Source organism: Shewanella decolorationis S12 (genome assembly GCF_000485795.1).
GTDB lineage: Bacteria > Pseudomonadota > Gammaproteobacteria > Enterobacterales > Shewanellaceae > Shewanella > Shewanella decolorationis.
Map to the genome: position 1 here is coordinate 394011 of NZ_AXZL01000076.1, position 18765 is coordinate 412775.

19 protein-coding genes are annotated in these 18765 nt (G+C 47.1%); 7 read left to right on the forward strand and 12 right to left on the reverse strand.

Going from position 1 to position 18765, the window contains the following annotated elements; translation table 11 throughout:
* Positions 1 to 100: 100 nt before the first annotated feature.
* From rplI to rpsF, 4 genes are read right to left on the reverse strand one after another with little or no spacing between them, the layout of a single operon-like run.
* Positions 101 to 553, reverse strand: a complete 453-nt coding sequence (rplI, locus tag SHD_RS18730) for a 50S ribosomal protein L9 (RefSeq protein WP_023268570.1) — start codon at positions 551 to 553, stop codon at positions 101 to 103.
* A gap of 36 nt (positions 554 to 589) precedes the next feature.
* Entirely contained in the window at positions 590 to 817 is a 228-nt protein-coding gene (gene rpsR, locus SHD_RS18735) for a 30S ribosomal protein S18 (protein WP_006083042.1), read from the reverse strand.
* Positions 818 to 828: 11 nt separating this feature from the next.
* On the reverse strand, positions 829 to 1134 hold the full coding sequence (priB, locus tag SHD_RS18740; protein WP_011073673.1) for a primosomal replication protein N: 306 nt from the start codon (positions 1132 to 1134) through the stop codon (positions 829 to 831).
* 8 nt (positions 1135 to 1142) lie between these two features.
* Positions 1143 to 1538, reverse strand: a complete 396-nt coding sequence (gene rpsF / locus SHD_RS18745) for a 30S ribosomal protein S6 (RefSeq protein WP_011073674.1) — start codon at positions 1536 to 1538, stop codon at positions 1143 to 1145.
* Positions 1539 to 1762: 224 nt separating this feature from the next.
* Here rpsF and SHD_RS18750 point away from each other — a divergent pair, with 224 nt between their 5' ends.
* Positions 1763 to 2506, forward strand: coding sequence for a DUF481 domain-containing protein (locus SHD_RS18750; RefSeq protein ID WP_039978701.1), 744 nt, complete (start codon positions 1763 to 1765; stop codon positions 2504 to 2506).
* A 180-nt stretch (positions 2507 to 2686) separates the two neighbouring features.
* A complete protein-coding gene (locus SHD_RS18755) occupies positions 2687 to 4111 on the forward strand; it encodes an MFS transporter (protein WP_023268572.1) in 1425 nt (474 codons plus the stop codon).
* A gap of 59 nt (positions 4112 to 4170) precedes the next feature.
* Here SHD_RS18755 and rlmB read toward each other — a convergent pair whose 3' ends face one another.
* From rlmB to zapE, 8 genes are all read right to left on the reverse strand, one after another.
* Entirely contained in the window at positions 4171 to 4911 is a 741-nt protein-coding gene (gene rlmB, locus SHD_RS18760) for a 23S rRNA (guanosine(2251)-2'-O)-methyltransferase RlmB (RefSeq protein ID WP_023268573.1), read from the reverse strand.
* On the reverse strand, positions 4912 to 7341 hold the full coding sequence (gene rnr, locus SHD_RS18765) for a ribonuclease R (protein ID WP_023268574.1): 2430 nt from the start codon (positions 7339 to 7341) through the stop codon (positions 4912 to 4914).
* A 39-nt stretch (positions 7342 to 7380) separates the two neighbouring features.
* Entirely contained in the window at positions 7381 to 8037 is a 657-nt protein-coding gene (gene motX / locus SHD_RS18770; protein ID WP_011715863.1) for a flagellar protein MotX, read from the reverse strand.
* A 108-nt stretch (positions 8038 to 8145) separates the two neighbouring features.
* The gene (locus tag SHD_RS18775; RefSeq protein WP_023268576.1) at positions 8146 to 9441 is read right to left on the reverse strand and encodes an adenylosuccinate synthase; all 1296 of its coding nucleotides are present in this window, start codon (positions 9439 to 9441) and stop codon (positions 8146 to 8148) included.
* Between the two features lie 66 nt (positions 9442 to 9507).
* Positions 9508 to 9696 (reverse strand): DUF2065 domain-containing protein, encoded by a 189-nt coding sequence (locus SHD_RS18780; protein ID WP_011715861.1) that lies wholly within the window; start codon positions 9694 to 9696, stop codon positions 9508 to 9510.
* A 113-nt stretch (positions 9697 to 9809) separates the two neighbouring features.
* Complete coding sequence (gene rpsI, locus SHD_RS18785) at positions 9810 to 10202, reverse strand: 30S ribosomal protein S9 (protein WP_006083052.1); 393 nt, start codon at positions 10200 to 10202, stop codon at positions 9810 to 9812.
* Between the two features lie 14 nt (positions 10203 to 10216).
* Entirely contained in the window at positions 10217 to 10645 is a 429-nt protein-coding gene (gene rplM, locus SHD_RS18790) for a 50S ribosomal protein L13 (protein ID WP_011073682.1), read from the reverse strand.
* Between the two features lie 296 nt (positions 10646 to 10941).
* Positions 10942 to 12054, reverse strand: coding sequence for a cell division protein ZapE (gene zapE / locus SHD_RS18795; protein WP_039978706.1), 1113 nt, complete (start codon positions 12052 to 12054; stop codon positions 10942 to 10944).
* A 456-nt stretch (positions 12055 to 12510) separates the two neighbouring features.
* Between zapE and degQ the strand changes: the two genes are divergently transcribed.
* From degQ to SHD_RS18820, 5 genes are all read left to right on the forward strand, one after another.
* Positions 12511 to 13863: a Do family serine endopeptidase DegQ gene (degQ, locus tag SHD_RS18800; protein ID WP_023268578.1), complete on the forward strand. Its 1353-nt coding sequence runs from the start codon at positions 12511 to 12513 to the stop codon at positions 13861 to 13863.
* A gap of 125 nt (positions 13864 to 13988) precedes the next feature.
* Complete coding sequence (gene degS / locus SHD_RS18805) at positions 13989 to 15071, forward strand: outer membrane-stress sensor serine endopeptidase DegS (protein ID WP_023268579.1); 1083 nt, start codon at positions 13989 to 13991, stop codon at positions 15069 to 15071.
* A 515-nt stretch (positions 15072 to 15586) separates the two neighbouring features.
* The gene (locus SHD_RS18810; RefSeq protein WP_023268580.1) at positions 15587 to 15994 is read left to right on the forward strand and encodes a hypothetical protein; all 408 of its coding nucleotides are present in this window, start codon (positions 15587 to 15589) and stop codon (positions 15992 to 15994) included.
* An 81-nt stretch (positions 15995 to 16075) separates the two neighbouring features.
* Complete coding sequence (locus SHD_RS18815; protein WP_023268581.1) at positions 16076 to 16474, forward strand: hypothetical protein; 399 nt, start codon at positions 16076 to 16078, stop codon at positions 16472 to 16474.
* A 579-nt stretch (positions 16475 to 17053) separates the two neighbouring features.
* Positions 17054 to 18745 (forward strand): DUF342 domain-containing protein, encoded by a 1692-nt coding sequence (locus tag SHD_RS18820; protein ID WP_039978710.1) that lies wholly within the window; start codon positions 17054 to 17056, stop codon positions 18743 to 18745.
* The last annotated feature ends 20 nt before the right edge of the window (positions 18746 to 18765 follow it).

Below are 18765 nucleotides of genomic sequence, written 5' to 3' on the forward strand. Positions count from 1 at the left end.
TTGATACGTGAAAACAGCATCTCGCTCAGCAATACATGCTAAATCGCGCCCATAAAAAAACACCGCCGAAGCGGTGTTTTTCATTTAAAGCAGTTGGTAATTAAGCTTCTGCAACAACAGATACTTTAACAACAGCTTTAACTTCAGTGTGTAACTGAACTTCAACTTCGAAGTCGCCAGTAGTACGCAGAGCGCCTAATGGTAAACGAACTTCTGATTTAGCCAGTTCAACGCCAGCAGCAGTTACTGCATCAGCGATGTCACGAGTGCCAACTGAACCAAACAGTTTGCCTTCATCACCAGCTTTAGAAGCGATAACAACAGCTTCCAGAGCAGCGATTTTTTCAGCGCGTTGGTTAGCAGCAGCCAGATCAGCAGCTAATTTAGCTTCTAATTCAGCGCGACGAGCTTCAAATACTTTAACGTTGCTTTCGTTAGCAACAACAGCTTTACCTTGTGGCAGCAGGTAGTTACGAGCGTAACCAGCTTTAACTGCAACTTGGTCACCCAGATTACCCAGGTTAGCGATTTTATCAAGCAGAATAACGTTCATTATCAAATCCTCTATATTCGATTAGGAATACTGCAATTACTGATGTAAATCAGTGTATGGCAGTAGAGAAAGATAACGAGCACGCTTGATTGCGCGAGCTAGTTGACGCTGATATTTAGCACTAGTACCAGTGATACGGCTTGGAACGATCTTGCCGCTTTCAGTGATGTAGTTCTTTAAAGTAACGATATCTTTGTAATCAATTTCTGCAACACCTTCAGCGGTGAAACGGCAGAACTTGCGACGACGGAAATAACGTGCCATTTGACAGTCTCCTAAGTTTTCAATTCGACATTTTCGGCATGGATGACTAAGCGATTTTGGCCATTGCGCCCCTGTTGAAGCGTCATAAAACCTTGAACTTGTACTTCCACACCTGCTTTCAGATTGTCTGCCACGCTCTCAAAGCGTGGGCCACTCAATATCACTTGTATTTGTACGTAGACGTTGCGGAGCATGTCTGCTTCATAACGCTGCGATTTGTGTTCTAGCATTATCACACTGTGCGCGATGCCTGCCGGGCTTTTAAAGCGTCTGGAACGGGTTATGGTTCCTGACAACACCAAGTTATTGGTGGTCACAGATAAACTTACTCAGCGATTTCTTCAGCGTTAGCTTCATCATATGAGCGGTCGCCAGCTGGGCCACGACGTGAATCGCGCTCATCTTTAGCTTTCGCCATTGGAGATGCTTCGGTGATGGCACCTTTAGTACGCATTACCATGTTACGCAGAACTGCGTCGTTGAAACGGAAAGCAGTTTCTAGCTCTTCAATCGTCTCTGCTGGTGCTTCAACGTTCATCAGAACGTAGTGAGCTTTGTGCAGGTCTTGGATTGGGTAAGCCAGTTGACGACGGCCCCAATCTTCTAAACGGTGGATTTTGCCGTTAGCTTCGGTGATTGCACCGGTGTAACGCTCAATCATACCTGGTACTTGTTCACTTTGATCTGGGTGAACCATAAATACGATTTCGTAATGACGCATTTATTGCTCCTTACGGTTATGTAGCCTCGTTATTGGCTCAGTCAGACCAAGTGGAGGCAAGGAACGAAAATAGTGACTGATTCGAGCGCGAGATAGTACAGAAAGCAGACGCGAAACTCAAGCAATAACTTTGCCTCAACCCGCAATACGGGTATGATGACGCCTCACCCCTATTCGGATATCAGACACCAGCCATTCAAGAACCCTGACTAATGTTACGAGCAATGCTAAAAGTTATCGCCCCTGTGAGTTTGTTTTGCCTATCTTTTCCGGCACTTGCGCTTGTGCCTCCTGATTATCAGGAACCGCCAAGCGATTTTACTGCAGAAGTCGAAGCTGGCTTACAGTTGAACACGGGCAATACCGAATCAAGCAGTTTTAATGGTCGCACCCAACTGATTTACGATACCAAGCAAACAAAACAAGAAGCCACGCTAAAAGCGTATTTCGCCTCAGAGAAAAACCAAACCACCTCAGAGAAGTACGAACTCCAGCTCCAGAGCAACTATAAACTCACCAAGGGCTATATCTTTGGCCGTGGCGATTTTACTTGGGATCAGTTCGGTAGTTATACCCAAATCTCAACCCTTTCTTCGGGTTATGGTTTTAATGCCATTAACAGCTATAAAACCAAACTCAGCCTCGAAGTCGGCCCAGGTTATCGATACAACCTACCCGCGGAATCAGTCTCAGAGCCCGATCCCGCCGCCGAAAAGGATGTGATTTTACGTACTGCGGCTAAGTTTTCGCAAAAATTGCAGGAATATACCAGCATTAATGCCGATCTCACCGCCGAGGTGGGCGAGAATAACAATACCCTCACCCTCGATATGAACTACAAGAACTTAGTGTTTCAGGACTGGGCATTTAAAATCGGCATGAACATCAAGTACACCGAAGTCGTCCCAGAAGGCAGTAAGCAGACTGACACAGTCACCACCTTTAACCTGCTCTACACCTTTAGATAATCAAGTTACCCAATGGTTTGGCTGAAACCTAATTCCCTATTCAGCCAAATCCCATTTCAATCGGATTTAGTGACCCATACACAAAAACGATAAATTAGTCATTAAATTCCAACATTTTGCAACACTGAATACACACCAACACCTGATATACTCTCCCTGCAATCATACAAGGAGTAGTTAATGGCAAATCCGCTACGCACTTTCGCCTCTTTATATAGCACGACTCTATTAACTGTGTTGGCTGGCGGTTTACTCACCACCTATTTAGGCCTGCGCCTGTCGGTGATGCACGTTCCACAGCTATGGATAGGCGGCATGATGTCGGCCTATTACGTCGGTCTAGTCGCAGGCTCTAAGATTGGTCATCGTTTGATTGCCCAAGTCGGGCATATTCGCGCCTTTGTCGCCAGTGCCGGGATAGTGGCCGCCTCCGCCCTCGGCCATGCCTTAGTGGATGAGCTAGTGGTTTGGATCCTGTTAAGGCTTATCGTCGGTATGGGCATGATGTGCCAATACATGGTGCTCGAAAGTTGGCTCAATGAGCAGGCCGAAAGCAGCCAACGCGGTACAGTGTTTGCCAGCTACATGATAGTCTCATACTTCGGTTTAATATTGGGCCAAGGTGCCATCAGCCTCTATCCTGAACTCGGCCTAGAGCCGCTGTTACTGATCGCCATCTGCTTTGCCCTGTGTATTGTCCCCATTTCCTTGACTCGCCGGATTCACCCGGCGCCACTGGTGCCCGCGCCCTTAAAAATCGCCCACTATTGGCGCAAGGCCCCGCAAGCTCTGACTACCATCGCCATAGGTAGCATGATTGTCGGCTCTTTTTATGGTTTGGCGCCCGCCTATGCCAGTAACTTAGGTTTACCGCCCGAGAAAGTCGCCACCTATATGACGGCCACCATTCTCGCAGGTCTACTGGCGCAATGGCCAATGGGGAAACTATCCGACATTATGTCCCGCAGTCGACTTATCCGCATTAACTGCGTATTGCTTGGGATCTTAGCCTTAGCAATCGCCCTCACGCCTTACCATCCCACACTCTCACTGGTGATGACGTTTCTGTTCGGTATTCTTGGCTTTACCTTCTACCCCTTGGCGACGGCACTGGCCAACTCCCGGGTCGAGCAGAGTGAAAGGGTCGGTCTGTCGGCCACCATATTACTGACCTTCGGCCTTGGCGCCAGTATCGGCCCGCTTATCGCCTCAACCTTAATGCAATGGCTCGGCAATAGCATGCTCTATGGCTTTATGTCGGCCTGTACCTTAATTCTATTTTTACGCCTGCGTTATGTTCACTCACAACAAAAGGCCGAAACCAATGTAACTCAAGACTACATCATGGCAACTGGTGACTTAGTTTCATCCCCATTAGCAGCTGCACTCGACCCAAGGGTTGATGTCGAATCGGTGCAAGAGCAAATGACGCCCTCGCCCACCAACGATGAAGAAGATTTAGGTGCCGATGCCCTAGAGGATAATGACAGTGATAGCGAACAACAGCTGACATTCGAGTTTGAATTTAACTCAGAGCAATCCTTTATTGAGGCAGAAAGTAACGACCTAGAGAACTCGAATCTCGATGCAGCGAAAAAGGCTTAAAAGCTAATTACTTGCAATAAAAAAGACGGGCTTGCCCGTCTTTTTACTGAATATATCAATTAGCTACGACGTTGACGCACTGCTTCGAATAGGCAGATGCCCGTGGCGACAGACACGTTTAAGCTAGAAACGCTCCCCGCCATCGGAATCGAGACCAAGGTATCGCAACATTCACGACTTAGGCGGCGTAAGCCTTTGCCTTCGGCGCCCATCGCAATTGCCAGCGGCCCTTTAAGATCGGCTTGATATAGCTCACAATCCGCTTCGCCCGCCGTGCCAACAATCCACACGCCCTTTTCCTGCAGATGACGCATGGTACGCGCAAGGTTAGTCACTTGGAATAAGGGCACAGTTTCGGCGGCACCGCAGGCCACTTTGCTCACCACAGCCGTTAAGCCTACTGAGTTATCCTTAGGCACAATAATGCCCTGCACACCCGCGGCATCGGCGTTACGTAAGCAAGCACCTAGGTTATGCGGATCGGTAACCCCATCTAAAATCAATAAAAACGGTAAGTCAGTCTTAGCTAACAACTCATCTAAGTCATGCTCACCTAGGATTTTAGCCGCTTTAACACGGGCAACAATGCCTTGGTGCTGAGCACTTTCGGCTTTATCGTCCAACACTTTGCGTGAGGTCACTTGGATGCTAGTGCCAAAAGCTTTAGCCTGGCGGATAAGCGGCGTTAAGCGCTCATCTTCACGGCCCTGCAACAGCCAAAGTTCAATAATGCGCTCTGGGCTGTGCTTTAACAGCGCTTCAACTGCGTGGATCCCAAAAATAATATCTTGTTTCTTCATTTACTTCTTTCTCGTGCTCCGCTTCGCGGCCTTTGGCTTTTTCGCCGAATTTTTTTCGCTTTTCTTAGGCTTAGCGCCTGCTTTAGACTTAGACTTACTCGCCCCAGCTTTATCCGAACCGGCTTTCGATTTCGCACCTGTCGATTTAGCTGCCTTAGCCATTTTTGCGCCTTCACGGTTTACCCGCTCACGCGCTGTCATCGGTTTTTCTCGACTCGGCGCTGACTTACGGCGACCACCTTTTCCGCTGTCGCCAAGCATGACTAAGTCAATCTGTCTATCATCCAAGTTTACCGCAGCCACTTTTACCGTGACGGGATCACCCACTTGATAGACTTGACCTGTGTGCTCGCCAATCAAACGCTGACGCATAGGATCGAACTGATAATAATCGCTGCCTAGGCTAGAAATATGCACTAAGCCATCGATAAATAAGTCATTTAAGCGAACGAATAAACCAAAGTTAGTGACAGAGGCAATCACCGCCTCGAAGGTGTCACCCACATGGTCCTGCATAAATTCACATTTCAACCAGTCGCTTACATCACGCGTGGCTTCATCGGCACGGCGCTCGGTATTCGAACATTCTTCGCCTAAGAGATCTAACTCATCGAGTTGATAATGGTAGCCACCATCGGATGTCCACTTCTCATTGGCTTCGCCTTTTTCCTTCGCCAATAAATAGCGGATCACGCGGTGCAGCACTAAATCAGGATAACGGCGAATTGGCGAGGTGAAGTGTGCATACTCCTCAAGCGCTAAACCAAAGTGGCCTTCGTTATCAGGAGTGTAGATAGCTTGGCGCATTGAGCGCAGCAACATCACTTGGATAAGCTCGGCATCGGGGCGATCGGCGATTTGCAGCATTACATTCTGGTAATCCGCAGGGGTTGGCTCAAGTCCGCCGCCCATGCTTAAACCACGTTCGGCCAGAAACTCTTTAAAGTTTGCTAGCTTCTGCTCAGAGGGCGATTCATGCACGCGATAGAGAATTTCACCCTTGTGCTTTTTCACAAACTTAGCGGCCGATACGTTGGCCAAAATCATACATTCTTCAATGATTTTATGAGCTTGATTACGCGCTCTTGGCACAATCTTATCGATCTTGCGCTGGTCGTTAAAAATAAACTGTGTTTCTAAGGTCTCAAAGGCAATCGCCCCACGCTCGGCGCGCTGTTGATCAAGCGCTAAATAGAGCGACTGCAAACATTGCAGGTGCGGGAATAGCGCTTCATGCTCAGGCGCAATCGGTCCGCCTTCGAGCATGGCGGCCACTTGGGTGTAAGTGAAACGCGCATGTGAATGCATCACCGCGGGATAAAACTTATAACCCGACAGCTTACCGCGAGCCGAAATCGTCATCTCTGCCACCATACACAGGCGATCGACATGGGGATTGAGCGAGCACAGGCCGTTAGAGATTTTCTCCGGCAGCATAGGGATCACTTGCGATGGGAAGTATACAGAGTTACCACGGGCACGGGCTTCGGTATCTAAGGCCGAATCGGTACGCACATAGTAGCTCACATCCGCAATCGCCACCCACAGACGCCATCCACCACTGGGCTTAACTTCGGCGTATACCGCATCGTCAAAGTCACGGGCATCTTCGCCGTCGATAGTTACTAAGGGCAGATCTCGCAGATCGACGCGGCCAACCTTATCGGCTTCAGTCACTTCATCTGGGATGCGGCGCAGTTTTTTCTCAATCACCGCCGACCAAGTGTGGGGTAAATCGTAATTACGCAGGGCAATTTCGATTTCCATTCCCGGCGCCATTTGCTTGCCGAGCACTTCAGTGACTTTACCGGCCGCTTTCACGAATCGACCCGGACGACGGGTCAGTTCAACCACGACCACATCGCCTTGACGGGCACCATTGCGATCTTCGCTAGCGATTAAGATTTCTTGGGTAATGCGCTTATCATCGGCAATCACAAATGCCATGCCGCTATCGACGTGGAATCGCCCCACAATGGCGGCACTGCGCGGCTGGATTAGACGGACAATACGGGCCTCGCGGCGGCCTTTACGGTCCATACCGGCTTTTTGTGCCAACACTTTATCGCCATGGAAATACATCAGCATGTCGCGATTTGAGATAAATAAATCGTCGCCACCTTCATCAGGTTTAAAGAAGCCATAGCCTTCTCTGTGCCCAAGGACAGTGCCGGAAATCAGATCCATTTTTTCAGGTAAGCCGTAGCTTTGACCGCGGGTAAATACCAGTTCACCGTCACGCTCCATCGCCCGTAAACGGCGACGCAGGGCTTCTAACTGTTCTTCATCGTGGATCTGCAGTGCAACAGCAATGCTGTCACGGGTAATAGGTGATTTTTGAGAACGTAAGTACTCGATAATATACTCACGACTTGGGATAGGGTTTTCGTACTTATCCTGTTCACGCTCGAAATGAGGGTCTTTGATCATTCAATATCCAATATTTCTGTCTCAATCAGTAGAGACAACTCAACGGGTTCGCAAGTGCTCTTGCTGGGCCCGCGCCACTGCACTGGCGGGCATTTTAGCGGCTAACACCTGCAGTAATGACAAGGCTTTTTTCTTGGTCGCCTCATCGGTAAATACATTGTTGTATAACCAGTTATAGGCCATTTCATAGTCCCTTGGACTACCATAACCTTCACCGTATAAACGAACCAGCATCATCCGCGCGGCTAAACTGCCGCTCGCCGCCGCTGGCAATAAATAATTGACCGCACGGTCTTTATTACGAATAACAAACTTACCATTTTGATAATATTCGGCAAGTTTCACCATGGCCTCAGGGCTGCCCTGCTCGGCCGCCTCTTGCAATAATCCCATCCCTTTGACTGCATTGGCTTTTACGCAGGTACCATGGTTGAGCATTTCCCCCCACAAAAACTGATACAGGGGCTGCTTTAAGACTTCTGCGCGCGCTTCGATATCTTGCACTAACTGACAGTCATCTTGCTTAACTCTTGCCAGATATTTTTCGCCACGGATCATTTCAAGTAATTGATCTTGAGAATAAATATCCACTGCCTGTGTTTCAGCAAAGCACATTGAAGATACTAAGGGCAGCAGCGCAACTAAGGCAGTACGTAGCATAACGACTCTCAATGACAATAGGGTGAATACTTGCATCGGCAGTATAACCTATTTCTTGAGCTCAAGCCGAATTTCTAACCACAGAAAACAAACAGGAAGGAACAACAAAGGAAGAAAAGGCCGTGAAACACGGCCTCTACGATTTTAGTTAAATGGGCTAACTAAAATCATCGTTTCATTACGGTCTGGACCGGTAGAAATGATGTCGATCGGCGTTCCTAACAACTCTTCAATACGCTTGATGTAGTTGATAGCTGCTTGCGGTAACTGCTCTAAAGAGGTCGCTCCGAAAGTTGACTCGCTCCAGCCTGGCATAGTTTCATAAACAGGCGTGACCTGCTCATAACCTTCAGCCGCTAATGGCGTAACCTTAGAGATAGTGCCATCTGGATGTTGGTAACCCACACAGATCTTCACTTCTTTCAGGCCATCGAGTACGTCTAACTTAGTTAAGCAGAAGCCACTTACACTGTTGATTTGTACTGCTCGGCGCATTGCCACTGCATCTAACCAACCTGGACGACGCTTACGACCGGTAGTCGCACCAAATTCATGACCTTTAGTCCCTAAATGATCACCCACTTCACATAAGAGTTCAGTTGGGAAAGGACCGGCACCCACGCGAGTGGTGTAAGCCTTCATGATACCTAAGACATAGTCTAAATGACGTGGACCAAAGCCGCTGCCTGTCGCCACACCACCTGCGGTAGTGTTTGACGAAGTCACAAACGGATAAGTACCGTGGTCGATGTCTAACAGTGTACCTTGTGCACCTTCGAACAGAATTGGCTCACCCGCTTTACGCGCGTTATCCAACAGTTCAGTTACGTCAACACACATGCTCTTCAGGTAGTCAGCTAAGGCTAACGCGTCGCTCAGTGTTTGCTCGTAATCTACGGCGTCAACTTTGTAGTACTCTGTCAGCATAAAGTTATGATATGCCATAACTTCTTTCAGCTTTTCAGCAAATAGCTCAGCATTGAACAGATCGCCAACACGCAGACCGCGACGGGAAATCTTGTCTTCATACGCAGGACCAATACCACGACCCGTAGTACCAATCGCTTTGTTACCGCGCGCTTTTTCGCGAGCGATGTCTAAGGCACAGTGGAATGGCAGGATCAGCGGACATGCTTCAGAGATCAGCAGACGTTCCTCAACAGGAATGCCGCGCTCTTTGAGCATTTTGATCTCTTTCATCAGGGCGTCAGGTGCAAGCACCACTCCGTTACCGATAATGCATTTCACATTGTCGCGTAGGATGCCTGATGGGATCAGATGAAGTACGGTTTTATCGCCATTGATCACGAGAGTGTGACCCGCGTTGTGACCGCCTTGGTAGCGAACTACATATTTTGCCTGTTCTGTTAGAAGGTCGACAATCTTACCTTTTCCTTCGTCACCCCATTGGGTGCCGAGAACAACTACGTTTTTGCCCATTGTTTGCTGCAAGGTTGTGGTTAAAAATGGATTCTAACAGATTTTAAACCGCAAGTGGTAAGGCATTTATGAAAAAATAATCAAAATGACCAGCCCAGCGGTGACTAAAGAACCGCCAATCCGGCGTAAAACTTGCTGATTTTGATGGGAAAGCTCGTTCAAATATCGGCGCCATTTATTGGGGAATAACAAAGGCCCCACACCCTCTAAAATCAACACCAATGCCACAGCCAGCATAAATAACTGTAAGCTCATCTTCCCCTCTCTTCGAACTGTCAGCAAAAAACACTTTGATTAAGGCGAGCATAGCCAATTTTAGGTAATAAAAAACCCAGCATAAGCTGGGTTTTTTGAGATTCCAAAACGTATTAACGCTTAGAGAATTGTGGCTTACGACGTGCTTTACGTAGACCCACTTTCTTACGCTCAACTTTACGAGCGTCACGGGTTACGAAACCAGCAGAACGTAATGATGGACGCAGAGCTTCATCTAATTGCATCAGGGCACGAGTGATACCGTGACGGATTGCACCTGCTTGGCCAGTGATACCACCGCCCTTAACAGTTACATAGATGTCCAGCTTGTCAGTCATTTCAACTAGTTCTAATGGTTGACGAACAACCATACGAGCAGTTTCACGACCAAAGTATTGGTCCAAAGGACGTTGATTTACAACGATGTTGCCACTACCAGCTTTAGCGAATACGCGTGCTGTAGAGGTTTTGCGACGGCCAGTGCCGTAGTACTGAGTTGCAGCCATTTGCTTAATCCCGTTTAGATATCAAGAACTTGAGGTTGTTGTGCAGCGTGGTTATGTTCTGCGCCAGCGTAAACTTTCAGTTTACGGAACATGGCACGGCCCAGAGGACCTTTTGGTAACATACCCTTAACTGCTTTCTCGATGATCATTTCTGGCTTGTGAGCTTGCAGCTTTTCAAAGCTGATTTGCTTGATGCCACCAGGGAAGCCTGAGTGCGAGTAGTACGTCTTGCCTTGCGCTTTGTTACCAGTAACAGTAACTTTCTCAGCGTTGATAACGATGATGTAATCACCAGTGTCAACGTGAGGAGTGTATTCTGGCTTGTGCTTACCGCGTAAACGCAGAGCGATTTCGGTAGCGATACGACCTAAAGTTTTGCCGTCAGCATCAACGACGAACCAGTCACGAGTTACAGTTTCTGGTGTAGCAGTAAAAGTCTTCATTATTACAAAAACCCAAAGTTAATTTCTGTCTCACATGTTGCCTACAATGGTAAACAACACAAAATTGCCTTTCAGTACCCCTTCGAGTACTTAACTCGGCGTACAACTTCCACCTAGTTTGGTGGAGTAACGTGGGCAGGTGGCGGATTATAGACAAACGTGAGCTAAAAATCACCTGATATTTTGACAAAAATCATAAAAAATCGATCTGTGAGGCTGATTTTCACTGGGATGGATGAACCACAGGAGGTTTGCATAAAAAACGCGCTAACCTCCAATGATTGGCACTCGCTAACCTAAGGTAAATGCTCTGATTTTAAGTAATCGTAGGATTGCATTTCGATTAAGCGAGAGCGACAGCGTCTAAATTCAAAACTCAATAAGCCATCGGCATAAATCTCTTCCAGCGGCACCTGCGCGGAAACGATCAACTTAACATTACGCTCGTAAAACTCATCCACCATGGCCAAGAAACGTCTGGCGATATCATCACCCGTTAAAAACGCGCCCATTTGCTCGATGCCACTCACCAACACGGTATGATAAATCCGCGCCAGCTCCATATAATCGCGCTGACTACGGGGGCCATCGCATAAAGCTCTGAAATCCGCGAGCAACACACCTTGCGCCTGTTGACGTATGCTGATTGCCCTCCCTTCGATTTCAATCGCATCGGTTGAAATTTCAGCCTCGGGGGCTAACTGACGGAAATAACGCAGCAGATTAGTGTCGGCCTGCTCATCAAGTGGATGGTGATAAATCTCTGCCTGCTCGAGAGTGCGCAGGCGATAGTCGATGCCCGAATCCACATTGAGCACTTCACAATGTTGATTGATCAAGGCGATTGCGGGAAGGAATCGTGCCCGTTGCAATCCGTTTTTATACAAATCATCGGGAATGATGTTTGAGGTCGCAACTAAGACCACGCCTTCTTTAAAGAGGGCTTCGAATAAGGTGCCAAGTAGCATGGCATCAGTGATATCAGAGACAAAAAATTCATCAAAACAAATGACTCGGTATTTCGCGGCCATTTGTTTGGCAATCACTAATAAAGGATCGCGGGTGCCTTTAAGCGCATCCAGATCCAAATGCAGTTGATGCATAAAACGGTGAAAGTGTGCCCTTAATTTTTGATTACCTGGCAGCGCATCAAAAAAGGTGTCCATCAGATAGGTTTTGCCGCGACCAACACCGCCCCACAGATACAACCCCTTAGGCGCGACAGGCGCAGACTTAAGGCCAAAGGAGGTCAATAACTTGCCTAATAGTGAGCTTGGCGCTTCGGCAGCGGTTAAATCTTCGTATACGCGTTGCAGCGCCTTTACGGCCATTTCCTGCGCGGGATCATGGGAAAAACCATCACGAGTCAGATCTTTTTGATAATGCTGCCAAGGGCTTAACTGGGGCACGTTATAATTCTCTTTTATCCTTTGGAAAAACTGCGTCGATATTACCACGGCCAATCTGGTGCGGCATATATTTATCCCCTAACAAGCTAAAGGACGCTGGATTCCATATTTCGGCACTCGGCGACAACAAAGCAAGATTGAGCGTGAAAGGATAAATACTTATTTATAAAGCGCTATGCTGTTAACTTATTTCATTCGATGATTGAAACATTTTAATACTTGAAAAAGGCCTTAAAAGCCCACAGGTTTCACTTAAGTTACACTCAATAAAATGCTGATAAAATAGCCGTTAAGAAATTAACCTTTGTTAATATTGATGAACTTTTTCAATGAGGTGCATGTCCGAATGGTTACCTAGGCAAATAGCCGGTAACGATACAGATTCGATCTGGTGCGGACACAACTCACGACGCATTACATCCAGATCCTTGATCCCTTATTTGGAGTTATGAATAGATGAAAACGAAACTATCTGTACTTTCAGCCGCAATGTTAGCCGCAACTCTGACAATGATGCCCGCTGTCTCACAGGCCGCTATTCCGCAATCTGTTGAGGGTCAATCCATTCCAAGTCTTGCGCCTATGTTAGAGCGCACGACCCCCGCCGTGGTTTCAGTCGCGGTTTCTGGCACGCACGTTTCTAAACAACGTGTCCCCGATGTGTTCCGTTATTTCTTCGGCCCCAATGCACCGCAGGAACAAGTGCAAGAGCGTCCTTTTAGAGGCTTAGGCTCAGGCGTGATTATCGACGCAGATAAAGGCTATATCGTCACCAACAACCATGTGATCGACGGTGCCGATGATATCCAAGTCGGCCTGCACGATGGCCGTGAAGTTAAAGCCAAACTGATTGGTACCGATTCAGAGTCTGACATTGCCTTGCTGCAAATCGAAGCGAAAAACCTAGTTGCAATCAAAACCTCCGACTCAGATGAACTGCGGGTTGGTGACTTTGCCGTCGCCATTGGTAACCCCTTTGGTTTAGGCCAAACCGTCACCTCAGGGATCGTCAGCGCCCTAGGCCGTAGCGGTTTAGGCATTGAAATGCTTGAAAACTTTATCCAAACCGATGCAGCGATTAACAGCGGTAACTCGGGTGGCGCGCTGGTTAACCTTAAAGGTGAGCTGATTGGTATTAACACTGCGATCGTAGCCCCAGGCGGTGGTAACGTGGGTATCGGTTTTGCGATCCCCGCCAACATGGTGAAAAACCTCGTGGCTCAAATTGCCGAACATGGAGAGGTCCGCCGTGGCGTACTGGGGATTTCTGGCCGTGATTTAGATAGCCAACTTGCCCAAGGCTTTGGCTTAGACACTCAGCACGGTGGCTTTGTGAATGAAGTCACTGCGGGCAGTGCTGCCGAAAAAGCAGGTATTAAAGCGGGCGATATTATTGTCAGCGTGGATGGACGAGCAATTAAGTCGTTCCAAGAACTGCGGGCGAAAGTCGCGACTATGGGCGCGGGAGCCAAGGTTGAACTGGGCCTTATCCGTGATGGTGATAAGAAGACCGTGAGTGTCACCTTAGGCGAAGCTAGCCAAACCACTGAAAAAGCTGCTGGCGCAGTGCACCCAATGCTCCAAGGTGCCTCGTTAGAAAACGCTTCTAAAGGGGTGGAAATCACCGAAATAGCCCAAGGCTCGCCTGCGGCAATGAGCGGCTTACAAAAAGGCGATGTGATTGTCGGCATTAACCGTTCGGCGGTAAAAGATCTGAAATCACTCAAGGAGCAACTCAAAGATCAAGAAGGCGCTGTCGCCCTGAAGATCCTCCGTGGTAAGAGCTTGTTGTACTTAGTGCTGCGTTAATCGGTACGCCGCTCTGATCTTTATCCCATTATCAGATGCGGATCAGCATAGGGAACGCGGGTTCCCTATGCTTTAACTTGTTAAACATGTTAATCTAACTCACCTTTTTCAATACTTAGCCTGCCATGACAATAAAAGAAACCCTGTTATATCTCGGTAAAGCCGTACTCTTCGGCCTTATCATGGCGGCCATGTTTTTGTTAGTTACACACTACTTCGACAATAAAAATCTCGGCAGCTCGTTACTGCAAAACCGTGGTAACAACACGGTCGAACTCTCCTTTGCTAAGGCCGTGCGCCGCGCCGCGCCTGCCGTCGTCAATATTTATAGCTTAAGTATCGATCAGAGTCGTCCGCTGAACTCTGGTTCCCTCCAAGGCCTAGGCTCTGGGGTGATCATGAGTAAAGAAGGCTATATTCTCACGAATTATCATGTGATTAAAAAAGCCGATGAAATTGTAGTCGCCCTACAAGATGGCCGCAAATTCACCTCGGAAGTGGTCGGTTTTGATCCCGAAACCGATCTTTCCGTGCTTAAGATCGAAGGCGATAATCTTCCTACTGTGCCAGTCAATCTCGATAGCCCACCGCAGGTTGGCGATGTGGTATTAGCCATTGGTAACCCCTATAACCTCGGCCAAACCATTACCCAAGGGATTATCAGCGCCACGGGTCGTAATGGCTTAAGTTCTGGTTATTTAGACTTTTTACAGACAGATGCTGCAATTAATGCCGGTAACTCAGGCGGCGCCTTAATCGACACTAACGGCAGCCTGATTGGTATCAATACCGCCGCTTTCCAAGTGGGCGGCGAAGGTGGTGGACACGGGATTAACTTCGCGATCCCGATTAAATTGGCCCACAGCATTATGGGTAAACTGATTAAAAATGGTCGAGTGATCCGTGGTGCCTTAGGGATCTCTGGCGAGCCGATTAATCCCGTTGTTGCGCAAATCCTCAACCTGCCCGATTTACGCGGCGTATTAGTCACTGGTGTCGATCCTAATGGCCCCGCAGCACGGGCGCAGCTACAACCAAGGGATGTGATCATCAAATACGATGGCGAAGATGTGCCTGGGGTCGAAATGCTGATGGATAGAATTGCCGAAACTACGCCCGGCAAGAAAATCATGATGACAGTTATTCGCCAAGGTAAACAGCAAGTACTGCCTGTGATTATCGATGAAAAAGTCGTCGTCGATAATTAAGCTCAATAGCTGACCTTGTTAATCTCAGAATGAGGCATGTATAAAACCTCATTCTGAGTCATCCCAAAAACACCTATTACCTTATCCCACAAATGGCAGAGCTATTTATCTCTCACTGCATTTTTCACTTACTTTTGCCCCAAAATGTGTTTCGGCTCGTTATCTCAATCGAAAATACCTACTCTTGTTGCCATACAAATTCTCATCTAGTTACCTATGCTTGGCCTTACCAGAAATCGGCTAATAATGTATGGCTATACAGTCATATTTAAATTTAGATACTTTGGAGTGATTTTAAGACAATATCAGTGCGCACTAATTCCATCCGCAATAAATAAAGCTCTATAAAATCAGGTGAATATAGTAACTGAATTTTAGTTAATAGGTTTGCAAAACGCGCATGCGCGTTTTTCCAGATGGATTACTTATATGAAAAGCGGCAAAAAGCTGATAAGTTCTTTGCATACAGATAGTTAACCGCGCGCGTTTTCACTGGTCCAACGAGGTAAACGCGCATGCGCACGAATAAAATGTTAGTTGCACGGAGCATCATGCTAAACCTTAGTTCAGCAGTCTTATTAACAATCATCAATATGGCTTATGCTGCTGTAATTTATCTGTCTCTTCATGGTTGGCTCGTTCAACATGAGCCAAGCGGCATGCAATTGCTTATGCACGTTTTCGTAACTACACCAGTTATTGTAGTTACCACACTTTGGCTGTTTCTACTTAGCAAATCTGGTAAATGCAGCGCCAAATTCTGGCAGCTTAATCTTGCAGGCTTACTTGTGCCAATTGTGAGTATTCAAACTGGCATTACTTATTATCATTACGACAAAATTGGCCTAGCAGTAACCATCTTGGTTCCTATAGCCTTAATAACATTATTAATTAGCGAGTTTCGTCGTCATGCAAGCAACTAACAAGGCAAGTCAGCAACGCACCTTCGGTGCTGGACTCGCTTACGCTCGCCGTTTAGCGCGGCGTTAACCTCTAAGGCAAGTATGAAGCACATTATTAGTAAAGATTTAGGCATTGAAGCATTCAAAAAGAGATTCTCAGAAATCAGAGAAACCTTTCTGGATTCATTAAGAGCAGCTAGCGACGGTTATAAGAACGTAAGATACCTTGCTTGTGATGAAAATGGGGCACCGATTAACTGGGTGTGGGACGATGAAACCTTCACCCATAACAAGGAAGAAGGCTCGCTTGAAGAGGCAATTCAATTTGCCAATAACATGATAGATAGCGGCATGTGTTTCTCCTACATGGGATGTTTATCAGGCTCAGGTGAGCTTGAAGTTTGGCTGACGACTTTTGAATCTCCCATAGAAAAGCCGACCTGGCCAAGCAATAAGGAACCTCTATTTGAGCTGACTTATGGGGGTGTAATCTGTGAGTAGAAAAGGGGAATCAAATGTTAAGTCATAGAATTTTGAATCCTAACCCCTCGATTTAATCCTAACCCCACAAATTAAAGCAAAGCACCTAGCTTACTTTGCCCAAACTTAGATGACTCTAAGCTTTTACGTGTCGCCCCCATCTGGATAGAAACCTTATCCCCTTAAGAACGCCTCGAAGAGTAGTGATTCGCAGCCAATCACATGCCGCTACCTAGATAAGATTTTTATGGTTTTGTGAACGGTATCAAATGCAGTAAGCGCTAAATTATTAAGGGTTTTGCCACATCGGCTTCATCCCTAACATACCCATGAGCGTTGTAAAGTTTATTTTTTGTTAACGCCATAACCAAGCCGGTTAATACTCGTGCTAATCTTTGGCTAAAAAACCAGAGATAACACTAGATTAACTATCGTTAATCAAATAAAAATCTATTGGCAAATCAACCAATAGCCCATGACAACAAAATCACAACATTTACTTTTTTTCGCGCCGAAAAGGCTTCTTTGCGTAAAGTTTCTACTGTTATACTCGCGTTAGCCGATAAAACAAAAATAAAACAAACGAGTAGGAAGCGCTCTATGTTGGCCCCTGAACTCCTTGAGTTAAGCAGTGACAAAAGCCAGGCGGAATTACGTCTGATCCCTAAAGATCATGGCCCCATCACCCGTGATGATGTGATGCGGCTATTATCTCTTCCTGAGTTTTGCGCTTTGTATCCGCTTGAACAGGCTATCGATAAAGTCGTCACTCAAACAAACACGCTATGCAATCAAGAAGATGGCAAATTTGAGTTGTTTGCCGTACTGGCTGAGCGCCGTGATGGTAGCGTTAAAATCGAAATCAGCCCCGACAAAATGCTCGCGACTATGACCCTAACCGCGCCCTGTGGCGGTAAAGCAGTCGACTTACCTGAAATTCTTACTGAACTTAAAAAAAATAATGTTTGCATGGGGTTAAGCAAACTTAAAATTCAAACCTTGCTGCAAAAAATAACCAAGCTCAAACCCGGCGATAGCTGTAAGAGTGAAATTGCTCAAGGTAAGCAACCTGTAAATGGGCAAAATGCCGTACTTGAACGTAAAGTCTCCCTAGCCCGTGAACGCTTACTCCAACCGCAGGAGCGGGAGGATGGCACAGTCGATATGCGTAATCTTGGCTCTATGATTATGGTCAAGCCCAACGACATCCTAATGATCCGGCATCCGGCTACGGAAGGTACGCCAGGCTATAACATTAAGGGCGAAGTCCTAAAGCAAAAACCTGGTAAGGATCTCGCTTTGCAAGCTGGTACAGGTACCGACTTCCATCCAAAGGATCCCAATAAACTCATTGCAATTGTCGCGGGTCAACCCGTAGAAACCCGCACAGGCATGAATGTCGACGATGTGTTACAGCTTAAGGATGTGGACATCAGTACTGGCCATGTCACCTTTAAAGGCAGTATTTTAATCACCGGAGATGTTCACGAGGGCATGATAGTGAAAAGCTCGGGTGATATTACCGTTATGGGCTTTGTCGATTCAGCAACCCTTGAGGCGGAGGGAGACATCACCGTAAGTAAAGGAGTGATTGGTAGACAGATCCGCGTAAATGAGTTTTCCACTAATCTTACGGCCCAAGGCCAAATCAGCGCCCAGTTTGTGCAATATTCTCAATTAAATGCCAAGGGTAATATTCTGATCACTAAACAGCTGCTGCACAGCAATACCAAAACTGCGGGTACGTTGACGGTGAGCGATACCAGCGGACGGCGCGGGGACTTAATTGGTGGTGTAGCCCATGCTGAAAAGGGACTCATTGCCGTAGCGATTGGCGCCACAGCGGGTACAAAAACAGAAGTGTTTGTCGCTATGGAACAGGGCGAACTCAAGCAAAACCTTAAGCAACTTGAAGAAAGCGTCCAAACTATGGTCGTTGCAACCCTAGATATTGAAGCTCGCCTAAAAAGACTTCCCCCTAAATCCGAGTGGCAAAACGATCCCGTGATGATTGAACAAATCAAGATGATGATCGATGAAAAAAATCGCATCTTAAACGAGCGCAGTCGCGAAGAATTAGAGTTTGACGGCCTAAAGCAAGAAGTCGAAAGCTACTATGATAAGTACCGAATAGATGTGATTAAGCATGTGTTCCTCAACGTCGAGTTCCATATTGGTCAAGCCAATCATAGAACAACCCGAGAACATGGCACTTGCTCGATAACCAATCTTAATCAAGAGATTAATTTCGATTACAACGCCAAACCTAAAGCGCCGGCGGCAAGCCATTAATCCAACTTAAGCCATACTAC